At 51.2% G+C, this 12,997-nt stretch carries 9 protein-coding genes; 2 read left to right on the top strand and 7 right to left on the bottom strand.

Annotated features, from left to right (window positions below; genetic code table 11):
• Positions 1-134: 134 nt before the first annotated feature.
• Positions 135-2,819, bottom strand: coding sequence for a TonB-dependent receptor (locus tag ACFOE0_RS04220; protein WP_248935316.1), 2,685 nt, complete (start codon positions 2,817-2,819; stop codon positions 135-137).
• A 330-nt stretch (positions 2,820-3,149) separates the two neighbouring features.
• On the opposite strand from ACFOE0_RS04220, the gene ACFOE0_RS04215 reads away from it, so the two are divergent.
• The gene (locus tag ACFOE0_RS04215; RefSeq protein WP_248935317.1) at positions 3,150-4,595 is read left to right on the top strand and encodes a sulfatase; all 1,446 of its coding nucleotides are present in this window, start codon (positions 3,150-3,152) and stop codon (positions 4,593-4,595) included.
• A gap of 4 nt (positions 4,596-4,599) precedes the next feature.
• Positions 4,600-6,156: a sulfatase family protein gene (locus ACFOE0_RS04210; RefSeq protein ID WP_248935318.1), complete on the top strand. Its 1,557-nt coding sequence runs from the start codon at positions 4,600-4,602 to the stop codon at positions 6,154-6,156.
• Positions 6,157-6,267: 111 nt separating this feature from the next.
• Here ACFOE0_RS04210 and ACFOE0_RS04205 read toward each other — a convergent pair whose 3' ends face one another.
• From ACFOE0_RS04205 to ACFOE0_RS04180, 6 genes are all read right to left on the bottom strand, one after another.
• On the bottom strand, positions 6,268-7,758 hold the full coding sequence (locus ACFOE0_RS04205; RefSeq protein ID WP_248935319.1) for an arylsulfatase: 1,491 nt from the start codon (positions 7,756-7,758) through the stop codon (positions 6,268-6,270).
• Positions 7,759-7,768: 10 nt separating this feature from the next.
• Positions 7,769-8,941: a galactokinase gene (gene galK / locus ACFOE0_RS04200; protein WP_248935320.1), complete on the bottom strand. Its 1,173-nt coding sequence runs from the start codon at positions 8,939-8,941 to the stop codon at positions 7,769-7,771.
• Complete coding sequence (locus tag ACFOE0_RS04195) at positions 8,938-9,981, bottom strand: UDP-glucose--hexose-1-phosphate uridylyltransferase (protein ID WP_248935321.1); 1,044 nt, start codon at positions 9,979-9,981, stop codon at positions 8,938-8,940. Before ACFOE0_RS04195 ends, galK begins: the two co-directional genes overlap by 4 nt.
• A gap of 8 nt (positions 9,982-9,989) precedes the next feature.
• Positions 9,990-10,997, bottom strand: coding sequence for a UDP-glucose 4-epimerase GalE (gene galE, locus ACFOE0_RS04190; RefSeq protein ID WP_248935322.1), 1,008 nt, complete (start codon positions 10,995-10,997; stop codon positions 9,990-9,992).
• Between the two features lie 89 nt (positions 10,998-11,086).
• A complete protein-coding gene (locus ACFOE0_RS04185) occupies positions 11,087-11,977 on the bottom strand; it encodes an aldose 1-epimerase (protein ID WP_248935323.1) in 891 nt (296 codons plus the stop codon).
• Between the two features lie 131 nt (positions 11,978-12,108).
• Complete coding sequence (locus ACFOE0_RS04180; RefSeq protein WP_248935324.1) at positions 12,109-12,993, bottom strand: SMP-30/gluconolactonase/LRE family protein; 885 nt, start codon at positions 12,991-12,993, stop codon at positions 12,109-12,111.
• Positions 12,994-12,997: the final 4 nt, after the last annotated feature.

Genomic DNA, 12,997 nt, shown 5'->3' with positions numbered 1-12,997 from the left:
AACCCATTTTTCAACATTTACTTAACTTTGCATCCTTGGCGGCAAACTGTTGAAACAACCCCTGACTCCCCAACAAGATGACGCTTTAACAATAAAAAAGGCCCCTGCTGGGGCCTTTATCAATTCACCTGACATTAGAAACTATAGCTCAGCCCCAGATGGTAGCGGCGGCCATAGATATAGTTTTCATACAGACGTTCTTCAAACTCAGCATACTGGCGCTGCTCGGCATCGGTGAGATTGATGGCATTAAAGCTGACCGTCAGTTGATCGGTAATGTCATAGCTGGCAGAGAAATCCAGCTGGCCATAGTCATCCCCAAACACGACATCTTCCTGTCGACCCGAAGGTTCAATCAGATACTTGCTTCGATAGTTGTATGCCAGACGTGAGCTGAACGCGTCTTTCTCATAAAACACCACGGCATTGTAGCTATCACGTGACAATCCTGGCATACCGAAGCTGTTATCAACGCCTTCGCGATTGAAGTCGGCATCACTGGTTTGGTAGGTGTAGTTCAGGTTAACCCCAAAGCCATTAAGGAGTCCCGGCAGGTAATCAAATGCATGCTGAAAGGCAACCTCGGCCCCTTTTACAGAAGCACCGGCACCGTTGGTCGGTTCAATAATCTCCACATCATTACCATCCAGATCGACAGTCGCATGACGCAAATCGAAGATAAATGAATCAACATCCTTATAGAAACCCGCTACAGACAGTACAGAGGCCTCATCAAAATACCACTCCAGCGACAGGTCATAGGCAATGGCACGATAAGGGTCCAGATCCACATTTCCCTGACGGATAACAATTAAACCATCACCATTGTCATTCACAGATCTGTGAGCGGACAGATCACTCAAGGACGGACGGGACATTACTTTGGCAACAGCACCGCGCAACAGCAAATCCTCCGTCAGCCCAAGAGCCAGGTTGAATGACGGTAAAACGTCCGAGTAGTCATTATCCAGCGTACGATCAACTATGCTGCCATCCAGCTCTTCGCTGGCACCTTTTGATTCAACGTCAGTGTTGACATAACGTACCCCCAAATTACCCCGCAGCGGCATATTACCGAATACATCGGTATCGTAATCGGCACGCACGTATACCGCCTGAGTATCTTCGGTCACGTCATAGTTAAACTCAGGCACAGGTTCTGGAGTCAGGTCAAACCCGTCCGCCAGCGCGGTTTCACGCATCTTAAACAGATCCGTTCGGCGCCAGCTTAAGCTGGACACTGCTGCATCAGATCCCTCATACAGGCCAGTCACTTGTTCTCCGGGGAATTCACTTAAGTTATGCCCCTCAAATTTCTTGATAAACGCCTCATTTTTGATGCGAGTCTTGTTTTGATGTTTGGCCATGGCACCAAACTTAATGGCGCTGAACAGGTCGCCATCCAGAGTGCCGGTCACATCGAATTTAACAGTGGCTTTGGTATCTTCGATATTAAACAGCTGCACCCTGAGGTTAGGGGCTTTGGTAGTATAAAAATCAGGATCGCCCGGATTCAGCAGCTCGTGGTCGGCACCTATTGCCCCTTTGGCATCTTTGTAGTAATCGATAACCGGGAAGCGACCGTCCAGGTGATAGTCCAGATCCACGGCTTTATCACCCTGAGCAAAGGAACGGATATTGTCATCGGTGTTACGCTCAATATGGGAGTAACCCACTTCAGCTGAGAGTTCCCAGGTGTTGCTCAACAGGTAATCACCACCCAAGGTTGAAGTGACAGTTTTAGTGGTTTCCTCATTGTGCCAGGCACTGTTAAACAGCTGTGCGCCATCGATCTGAGCGGCCACAAGAGTTCCGTTTTCGTTAATCACTGCCGAGTCTGAGCCATCCAGAATCACTTTCTTCCCAGTCTTTTTATTACCCGCAGGAAAACGGGTCTCAAGGTAGGTCTCATCACGGATCTGTTTCAGTTGGCTGTAAAGTACATCCCAGTAAAGCTCTAGTTCGTCACTGGGCAACCATTGAAACGAAACCGTGCCACCCGTGCGGGTGCGCTCCTTGGTGCCGGTTTGATACCTCAGGCGATTAAGGTAAGAGTATTCATCACCGACTTCACCACCTTCCACAGCACCATCTTTCTCTTCAACACTGTATTCACGCCAGCCCCAGCCGCGCAAAGCATCTTCCTGCAGAGTGCGAACTGAATGGTTGGCTGACAGCAAAAAGCCAAATGTCTGATCTTCGTTCTGACGGCTTATCATCGCCGACAGTCTGGGCTCTGTCTTCTCTGTCAGCTCTGAATAGTCCGCAAAGGCAGATACCTTGGTTTTATCATCTTTGAAATCCAGCGCACGTCGGGTCACCACGTTAACCGTCGCACCAATACCGCCCTCCTCCATATCTGCGGTGGGGCTCTTAATCACCTGCAGCGCAGACACATGCTCAGATGCGATAGCGTCGAAGGAGAATTCACGTCCCTCACCCGCAGCACTGGCCTGGCTTTGACCGTTAATCGTCACATTGCTAAGCCCGGGAGCTACCCCGCGCACACTGATAGTAGAACCTTCACCCGAATCCCGGTTAATCGTTACCCCGGTAACGCGCTGCAGCGCATCCGCGACATTCTCATCGGGCAATTTGCCTATATCCTCAGCGGAGATCATATCGGCGACCTGATCTGAATAACGCTTGTCATTCAATGCCTTTTTGAGGCTGGATTTAATTCCACGGACCTCAATAATCTCCATTTCAGGCTTTTTGTCCTTTTTGTTGTCACCCTCAGCCGCCACACTCTGGCCCGAGATAACTGACATTGCACTGAGACAAGCCAGAGATATCGCGCTTTTACGAAACCACGCCATAAACCCTCCAATCGTTACTTATTTGTTATAGCAGTAAAACCTTATGCTGACGGGTCTATGAACCAACTGCGTGCCAGATAACGCTTCTCGTTTTTTATGATTTATAGTATTAATATTTTAAAACGATCAAAAAAGCAACAGGTGTAGCACCTAAGGCTTACACTTTAACAACATAAAAAGTGGGGTTTCACACCTTGATGGAGTGAATGCGACTGGATGAGCAGAATAAAAAAGCACTTGATAAACAACATGGAACTCCCACTGCCCAGGTGGGGATTGCATTCCATGCGGAATAAAACGGCAGCAGTAAATCGAGTCTGGATTATCACTATGCTGGTCTTGATACCCGGTCTTACCTCTGCATCCAACCACACTAAGCAGCCGGTATTGGATAAGGTCAGGCCCAATGTATTGCTGATCCTGGCTGACGATCTGGGCATTATGGACACAGGCATAAACGGATCAACCCAGTACCCTACGCCCAATATCGACCGTCTGGCAGCCTCAGGGGTCAGCTTCACCCAGGCTTACACCAATGCAGCTAACTGCGCCCCCAGCAGAGCCAGTTTGATGACAGGCCTGACGCCGGCAGAACACGGCATACTCACAGTTGCCAATTCTGCCAGAGGCAAAAGCCAGCTGAGAAAGCTGATCCCACCAGTCAATAAGACTGAACTGGAACCTGGGCTGACAACAATCGCAGATCTCTTTAAATCTGCCGGTTACCAAACCGCAGTAATAGGCAAATGGCACCTGGGCAAAACCGCCCCCACTGAATATGGTTTCCAATACTTCAACGCAGCCTCCCATCTGGGGCATCCACCGAGCTACTTTTATCCCTACAGTAAGAACAAGCGTCAACTTGAAGGATTGAAAGGCGATGGCATACAGGGAGAGCATCTGACCGATCGCATCACCAGAGAGGCAATCCGTTATATCCACTCCCGGCAAGATCCCTTCCTGCTGTACCTGCCCTATTATGCTGTGCACACGCCGATAGAAGCGTCCCCCGGAGAGATAGCCAAACATAAGGACAGACAGGTTAAGGGGGAGATTAAAAATGCCGCCTACGCTGCCATGATAGCCAGACTGGACGCCAACATAGGCAAGTTACTGAACGCTTTGCAGCAGTCAGGTAAAAGGGACAATACCCTTGTGGTGTTTGCCTCGGATAATGGTGGCTATGAGCCTGTAACCTCATCACTGCCCTACCGCGGAGCCAAAAGCACACTGTATGAAGGAGGAATTCGAACGCCTTTGGTTTTGTCCTGGCCAGCCGCCATTCCCAAAGACACTGACAATGCCACACCGGTACAACTGTCTGATCTGTTCAATGCCTTTAATAGCTTACTGCACCGCTTTCCTGCTCCCGATAACCTGCTGAGCCTGGCGTTACAACAAAGGCAGGCCCCGGACAGAAACCTGTTTTGGCATGCTCCTGTGTATATACAGCAGTACGCTCCTTTTCGGGGACTCCCCCACTACAGCTACTGGAAACACACCCCGGCTTCTGCTGTCCGCAAAGGAAAGTACAAGCTGATCCACAACAAGGAAACCGGCGCCAACCTACTGTTTGACCTGAGTGTTGACCCGGAGGAACAGCATGATCTTGCACAGCTTAAACCTGTGATTACCTCTGAGCTTTTCCAAATCCTGACGCAATGGCTTACCGATACTCATGCCCCCCTGGCTGACCAACCAAATCCGGACTACAACCCGGGGCCTGCGCCGCCAATCCAGATCTATCAACCCATGACAATTCAAATAAGAGACTGAACAAATGAAAGATTATCGACCCTGGCTTCTGGGCCTGCTGGTGCTGACGCTCAGCGCCTGTCAGGAAGCCCCCGAAAAGCAGCAGAATATGGAGATTAGGCCTGCCGCCCAACAACCTAAGCCCAATCTGGTGATCATCTATGCTGACGACCTGGGGTATGGCGATGTTGGCAGTTATGGTGCCACAGGAGTGGCAACCCCAAATATTGATGCCATTGCCGCCAAAGGCCTCAAACTGACAGATGCTCATGCCTCAGCCGCCACCTGTACTCCTTCCCGTTATTCATTGCTTACCGGTGAGCACGGTTTTCGCAGTAAAGCCGCCATTCTTCCCGGGGATGCTCCCTTACTGATCAGCCCGGAGCAGCCTACTTTGCCCAAGTTATTGAAAAAAGCCGGTTACACTTCGGCAGTGATAGGTAAATGGCATCTGGGGCTGGGCTATGGTGAGGTGAACTGGAATCAGGCGGTCAAACCCGGTCCTCTGGAAATTGGTTTTGACTATAGCTTTCTGTTGCCTGCGACCGGTGACAGAGTCCCCACCGTCTATCTGGAAAATCATCATGTGGTCAATCTGCAGCTGGATGATCCACTGGAGGTTAACTACCAGCAAAATATCGGCAACCGACCTACAGGGCACTCCCACCCAGAGTTACTCAGAGTCAAAGCTGATCCGCAACACAGCAATACCATAGTCAATGGTGTCAGCCGCATCGGCAGCATGACAGGAGGAGAGTCGGCCTATTGGGTAGACGAGGAGTTCCCGGATATCTTTACCGCCAAAGCCGTCGACTTTATGCGGAAACACAAAGACCAGCCATTTTTCCTGTTCCACTCCATGCATGACATTCATGTACCAAGAATGCCAAACCCACGCTTCAAGAATGCGTCTACCATGGGACCCAGAGGAGATGCCATTGCGCAGTTGGACTGGATGACGGGACAGATAGTCGAGGAGCTGGAGAAGCTGGGGATCGCTGACAACACCATATTGATATTTACCAGCGACAACGGCCCGGTACTGGATGATGGTTATCAGGATATGGCGGTGGAACTCCTTGGCGAACACAAACCCGCCGGACCTTTACGGGGTGGCAAATACAGCGCCTATGAAGCGGGAACCCGTGTCCCAACCATAGTTTACTGGCCGGGTACCATAGCGCCTGCAGAGAGTGATGCTCTGGTATCTCAGTTGGATATTTACGCCACCATGGCAGATATCATCGGCTTACCTCTGGCAGACACAGAAGCGATGGACAGTGAGGTGCAAACCCACGCCTGGCTGGGACAATCAGATAAGGGCAGAGACTGGCTGGCACTGGAGTCGGTGGGCACCGTCTCCCTGAGACACGGAAAATGGAAATACATCAGACCGCTGCAAAATGAGTCCCTCCCCGCCTGGCTGCACAATAAGGATATTGAAACCGGATTACAGGGCACTCAACAGGTGTTCAACCTCGAGACTGATATCAGTGAGCAACGAAATCTGGCAGCAACAGAGCCGGAAAGAGTCGTGACTATGCAGCAGAAACTGGGAGAAATTATCAGCAGCGGTTACTGAGTAGGCCCACTCCTCCGGGTGATTGTCGGATTTACCCGCCCGAGGCTGGGCGGGTAACGGCTTACCTGCTAACTCCGCCTGAAAACGTTATTTCTTAATAACACCCACGCATTAATTAAAGTTCCACTCATCCCGTGGAGACACCTGCCTCTGAGCCATCAACTGCTCAGCCTGCTGTACCAGCTCAGGGTGGAGGGAAGCCAGGTTATTGGTTTCAGAGGGATCTCTCGCCAGGTTGTACAATGCAATCGGTCCCGCAGAAAGTGCACGACCTCGCCCTTCACTTTTGTGAAAGTGCCGGATTGCCTTCCAGTCACCCATGATGACAGCCTGCGAGGGATTCTTACTGTGGAACTCCCAATATAAGGCGTCGTGGATCTGATTCTGATCCTGCTCCAGCATAGAAGACAGAACAGATTTCCCCTGAATATCAGCGGGAACTGTCTTTCCCAATAGCTCAGCAAAGGTGGGCAAGATATCCCAGAAAGCGGAAATCACCCCACTGTGTGAACCCGGCTCAACCTGCCCGGGCCAACGGGCTATCAAAGGCGCACGAATTCCGCCTTCATAAAGGGTCGCTTTTTCACCCCTGAGGCCATTGGTGCTGTTAAAGAATTCAATATCAGACCCGCCCGCGGTTGCTGCGCCATTGTCACTGGAAAACAGCACCAGAGTATTACTGTCCAGCTCCAGCTCTTTTAGCAGTGCCATGACCTCTCCCACATCCCTATCCATCCGGGAAATCATGGCTGCCCGCGCAGCTCTGGGTCTTGGATGGGGAGTATAGTCACTTCTGTCAGTGACCATGTGGGGCGTTTCATCAAAGTCATAGCCTTCAAGCTCGGCATCAGGGATCTGCAAAGCAGCATGGGGCACAACAAAGGGCAGGTAAAGGAAGAAGGCTTCATCTTTATGCTTGCGAATAAACTCTTTGGCACGGGCAACAATAAGATATGGCGCATAGTCTGGCCCCATATATTCCTGGTAATCGCCAGCACTGCCTGGTCTTGGGTGCACGTTGATAGGGGGATTTTGCAAACTGTCCATGCGGCGGTTGTGCCACAAAAATCCAGGGAAATAGTTGTGGGCGTTACGCTGGTCCAGGTAGCCGTAGAACTCATCAAATCCCATCGCCTGAGGATTACCGCTGCTTTGCAGTGACCCCAGTCCCCATTTACCAAATGCCCCGGTTTGATAGCCGGCATCCTGAAACAGATGAGCCAGGGTGAAACTCCCCTGAGGTAAAGGGTACTGCCCCTGGAAATCCGGGGTTGCCGGGACCTTTTTTTGCTGATAGTTGCCTCTGACAGCCGCATGCCCCATATCCATGCCGGTCATCAGACTGGCTCTGGATGGCGCACACACTGCACTGCCGGAGTAATGACGGGAAAAGCGCATTCCCTCAGCAGCCAACCTGTCTATGTTGGGGGTTCGGATTTTTTGCTGACCATAGGCGCCTATATCTCCAATTCCCAAATCATCTGCAAGAATGTAGATGACATTGGGCCTGGAGGTCTTATCCAAGGCTGAAGGGCTTTCCGGCTGGGCGCAGCCAGCCAATCCCAAACTGACAGCCCCAACCAGTAAAAGCACTCTTTGCACTTGCCTCTCCCTATATGTTGCCGACTTCAGCTTCAGCACAAAGGGCACTTTGCAGTCCCTCACCTGCACTGGCGATATAGATGGTTTCCTTCAGGCCAAAACGCTTTCGGTAAAGCATTGGGATCGCCTCAACCAATCTGGGCACATCCTCCTGCGAACACATACAGATAACCGCCCCACCGAACCCTCCACCTGTCATGCGCGTCGCGCAGTTGTCTCCCAAGGTTCTGCGACAAATCTCCACCAGGCCATCTGTCGCGGGCACAGTGACCTCGAAGTCATCCCGCAAGGAGCTGTGAGAGGCTGCCATCAGCTCACTTAGCTTTTTCAAATCATTGTTTTGCAACGCCTCAGTTGCCTCAATCACTCTTTGATTTTCACTGATAACATGGCGGGCACGTTTAAACTCATTCTGGGTCATCATATGACCGCAGGCTTCCAGCTTTGACAAATTCGCTTCACGCAAACTGGCCACCCCCATCTTGGCTGCCGCATTCATGCAATCGGCACGACGCTGGTTATATTCACTTTCCACCAGCTTGCGGGGGAAGTTGGAGTTGATTACCACCAGCGCCAACTCATCAGGAATGGGATAACTTTCAATGGCGAGATTTTGGCAGTCTATCTTTAGAGCCTGGTTTTTAAGGGCTTTGGCTGACACCAGTTGATCCATAATGCCGCACTGACACCCCATAAAATCATTTTCAGCCTGCTGGCCAAGTAACGCGATTTGCTCAGCAGACAGACCCAGCTCAAAAGCCTGGTTCAGCGCGCCACCCAGAGCCACTTCAAGAGCGGCTGATGAGGACAAGCCAGCCCCCTGAGGGACATTGGAGCTGATCAGCAGATCAAGGCCACCCAATTTATAGCCATTCTTCATATAGATAGCGGCGACTGCCCGCACATAATTCCCCCAATGACTCAACCCCTGGGTAAGCTCATGGGTTAATTCAAAAGCCTCACTCTCACCGGGATAATTGGTGGAATAAACCATTATCAAATTGTCGCTTCGATGCCGATAGGCGACACTGGTGCGAAACTGCAAAGCACAGGGTAAAACAAAGCCATCGTTATAATCGGTAAACTCGCCAATCAGATTGACCCGCCCCGGCGCACTGCTTATCCCCTCGGCGGAAGCAGTAAAGCACGTCTCGAATTGTTGTAATAATTTTTGGGCATTCACCGCTGTGCCTCCTTTGAATAATGTACTCCGCTCACCTCTCTGAGGAGGTGGGCTGCTCTTTCCGGCGTCAAATCACGTTGGCTCTCTGCCAACATCTCATACCCCACCATAAATTTCTTCACCGTCGCAGAACGCAGCAATGGCGGATAAAAGTGGGCATGCAGCCGCCAGTGACTCTTATCCTCCATATCACCCGGCGCGTTGTGCCATCCCATGGAGTAGGGAAAGCGACAGCGAAACAGATTGTCGTAACGAATGGTCAACTCAGACAATATAGCTGCCAGTGCTTCAACCTGTTGTTCATCAAGCTGACCCATATCAGTCAATCCTGACTTGGTGAGCAGCAAGGTTTCAAAGGGCCATTTTGCCCAGTAAGGAACGACGACGATCCAGTGGTTATTTTCTGCCACGGTTCTGCTGCCATCTGCGAGTTCCATCTGCAGATAATCATCCAGCAGACAGCTCGCTTCCTCACTGAAATACGCCGCCTGACATGCATTTTCCTTCTCAATTTCTGAAGACCTGTGTTGATGAGCCCAGATTTGGCCGTGAGGATGAGGCTGAGAGCACCCCATGGCAGCCCCTTTATTCTCAAAAATATGGATACAGGGATAATGATTGGAAAGTTCCAGATAGTGCTGTCTCCAGGTATAGACAACCCGGGTAATATCATCAATCGCCATATCGGCCAGTGTCTTACTGTGATCAGGCGAGAAACAGACAACCCGACAAACCCCGTCAACCGGCTCAAACCGCGCTAATGGATGGCTAAACTCAACTGTGGACGGTACCGGTCCGGGCTTAATCGCACCGAAATCATTGGTAAATACGAAGGTGTGCTGATAGTCAGCATTGAGTTCGCCATTGGCCCGCTCATTCCCCGGACACAAGGGGCAGTCAGACTCATAAACAGGAAGTTCTTCCCCGGCCACAGCTTCCACCGCACCTTGCCAGGGACGATTATTTCTGTGTGGTGAAACCAGAACCCATTCGTCCAACAAAGGGTTATAACGGCGATGAGGTGATTCAAATACGCTCATAACAACTCCTATATTCCGGCTGGATAATTTGTCTGCCAGCGCCATATATCGGCTGCCATAATTGTCAGATCACGTTGGCTCTGCCAATTCAGGATACGTCTGGCTAAACCGGGATCGGCGAAAGAGCAGGAGATATCGCCGGGACGTCGGGATTTTACTTCACAGGGGATCTGTACGCCGGAAACCGCTGTAAATGCTGCGACCATCTGCAGCACTGAGTATCCTGTGCCTGTGCCCAGATTACAGGCGAGAAAACCGCTCTGATGATTATCATTGTCCAGAGCTTTGACATGCCCGGCCGCCAGATCCATCACATGGATATAATCCCTGACTCCGGTGCCATCGACCGTTGGGTAATCCGCACCGAATATCTCGAGTTTTGCCCGTCTTCCCACGGCGACCTGCGCGATATACGGCATAAGGTTATTGGGTACACCGAGTGGGTTTTCCCCCAACTCACCAGACTCATGGGCACCTATGGGATTAAAATAACGCAGAGAAGTTGCCTGCCAACGTGGGTCTGACCCACACAGATCTGACAGTTGCTGCTCAACCATCACCTTACTCCAGCCATAGGGATTGGTTGCCCGCACAGGATGTGCCTCATCAATAGGAATATAGTCAGGGTCCCCGTATACCGTCGCTGAAGAGCTGAACACAATCCGGCACACAGCGGCCCGGTCCATTGCCCGTAACAAAGACAGGCTGCCGGCGACATTGTTGTCATAGTAGCGCAGGGGGTGCTCAGTGGACTCACCTACAGCTTTCAGCGCCGCAAAGTGGATCACTGCATCACACTGATAGCCAGTCAGGACCTGATACAGCTTATCTGTATCCCTGATATCTCCCTCAATAAAGGCCGGTTTGACACCACAGATTTTTGCTATTTGCTCCAATACAAGCGCACTGGAGTTGGACAGATTGTCGAAAATAACCGGCTCGTGTCCTGCCTCCAGCAACGCCAGGCAGGTATGACTGCCGATATACCCCATTCCACCGGTGACTAAAACTTTCACCTGCTCCCCCTGTCTGTTAAAAAATACTTAACATTTAATTTATATTATAAATACGACTAAAGACAAGAGGTATATGCAGATAACTGGTTTTATCCCGCCAGCGTGCCGGGAAACAGCTCCATCCAAATCGACAATGACTTGCCGGGCGCAAGCACTGTCACGCCAGCATCGCTCATGCCGGATTGATAACGATTGAATCCATCCACTGCGATACTCTGGGGCTCAACACAAAAGAAGTCCTGGTCATCCGGAACATAAAGCTGAAGAAAATCGCAGGTTTCGGAGGTACGCATCGCTAAACTTAATCCAGCCCCGGGCCAGATGATCCTGCAGTGCCCCCCAAAGCCGGTGAACATGTTATCCAGCCCTGTCCCCGCCAGCTTCAGCCCTGGAGCTGACATAAGCTCCTCGGGGGCTGGCTGCCTCACGGATAACATCATGTCGTTATCCGTAAGCCATTTACCTTTGCACGGGGCGATTAGTCTGGTGTCCTGCGTCAGCGGAAAGTAAGGATGAAAACCCAGCCCGGCAGGCATGTATTGCTTTCCATAGTTGCAGATCGTCATTTCGACCCTGATACTGCGACGGCTTAATGAGAAACGTTGGCAACAGAAGTAGTTGAATGGCCAACGGCGACCATCTTCATAATGGCTGATAATCAGCTGATTTCTGGACTCATGTTCAACCAACCACTTCTGCTGCCACCCAAACCCATGAATCGCATGGGGCTCAGGAGGATGGTTGGCGGCCAGCTCTATCAGCCGGCCCTGCCAATTGAACACTCCCTGATTAATACGATTACAAAAAGGCACCATGGGAAAGCTGGCGGTGGACAACACATGATTGGTTTTGTCCCAGGGTCTGAGAAAGGATTGCCACTTGCCATCCACAAAGGCATCCAGACGGGTAATGCTCCCCCCGAGGGCAGGAGACACAGTCAACCTTAGAAAATCATTGGAAAGATACGCCAGCTCATCCATGCAGCACCTCATTGTAGTATTTATATTATAATTAATATGAAATAACCAAGCTGAGGGTAAGTGTCAATCTTTCTTTTGATGAGAATCGGCGCGGACGCTGCCAGTTAATAGCGAAAAGTCAGGTACAACAACTAGATATTATATTTACTGGCCGGTGTCCCTGTGACACCGGAAATTTGATAAACCAGCAGGTTTCCGGCTTCTGGTTGCCGGGAGATTTGCTCAGCAGACAGGTCGGTACTGGCTGTTGTAACAAACAGGAGGTTCATATCCGGGCCACCAAATGAGACGCAGCTTGGTTGGCTTACGGGCAGGTGAAGCACAAAGTCAATCTGCCCTTCAGGGGTGTATCTGACAACCCGGCTTCCATTCCACTGTGCATTCCACAAGCCTCCACCGACATCCACCGCGGAGCCATCGGGGAATACAGTGTCAGGTGTTCGGGCAAATATTTCTGCAGGCCCCAGGCTGCCATATTCAGGCTCCCAGGGATGACGGTATATCAGGTGTTTAGCTGAGTCGGCGCAGTATAACCACGCCTTATCCCGACTCCATGCCAGTCCATTGAATATCTCAAAGCCACCGCAGTGACTCCGACACTCTCCCCTATCCAGGCTATACAAGCTTCCCTGTTCGCCGACACCAGCATTCCCTTCCACCATGGAGCCGCACCAAAACCTTCCTGCGCCGTCCACCCGGCCATCATTCAGCCTTGTGGGTCCCTGTGCAGTTTCAGGGCAGGCCAGCCATTCAAGCTCCCCACTATCAAGCTGGTAGAGTCCAAAACCTGTATCGAATGCTGCCAGGATGGTTCCGGGATTATCTGTCAGCGCAAAGCTGCAAAGCCTTCGGGGAAGTTTGTACTGAGTCAACTCGCGGGATGAAGGCGCAAAGCAATACAGGAGGCATGCTTCAATATCTGTCCACCAAACCTGTTGCTGCCCGGCGTCCCATATCACCCCCTCCCCCAAAATATTGGCGACGGGTACTGAATACAGAAACCGGGCAGAAACCATTAGG

The organism is Shewanella submarina, from assembly GCF_042646185.1.
Lineage (GTDB): Bacteria > Pseudomonadota > Gammaproteobacteria > Enterobacterales > Shewanellaceae > Shewanella > Shewanella corallii.
This window is presented reverse-complemented; position numbering and strand designations above follow the sequence as displayed.

What these genes read in the sequence shown, in the direction of transcription:
- ACFOE0_RS04180 (WP_248935324.1), bottom strand. Translation starts at nt 12,993, where the DNA reads ATGGTTTCTGCCCGGTTTCTGTATTCAGTACCCGTCGCCAATATTTTG.
- ACFOE0_RS04220 (WP_248935316.1), bottom strand. Translation starts at nt 2,819, where the DNA reads ATGGCGTGGTTTCGTAAAAGCGCGATATCTCTGGCTTGTCTCAGTGCA.
- ACFOE0_RS04210 (WP_248935318.1), top strand. Translation starts at nt 4,600, where the DNA reads ATGAAAGATTATCGACCCTGGCTTCTGGGCCTGCTGGTGCTGACGCTC.
- ACFOE0_RS04195 (WP_248935321.1), bottom strand. Translation starts at nt 9,981, where the DNA reads ATGAGCGTATTTGAATCACCTCATCGCCGTTATAACCCTTTGTTGGAC.
- ACFOE0_RS04215 (WP_248935317.1), top strand. Translation starts at nt 3,150, where the DNA reads ATGCTGGTCTTGATACCCGGTCTTACCTCTGCATCCAACCACACTAAG.
- ACFOE0_RS04185 (WP_248935323.1), bottom strand. Translation starts at nt 11,977, where the DNA reads ATGGATGAGCTGGCGTATCTTTCCAATGATTTTCTAAGGTTGACTGTG.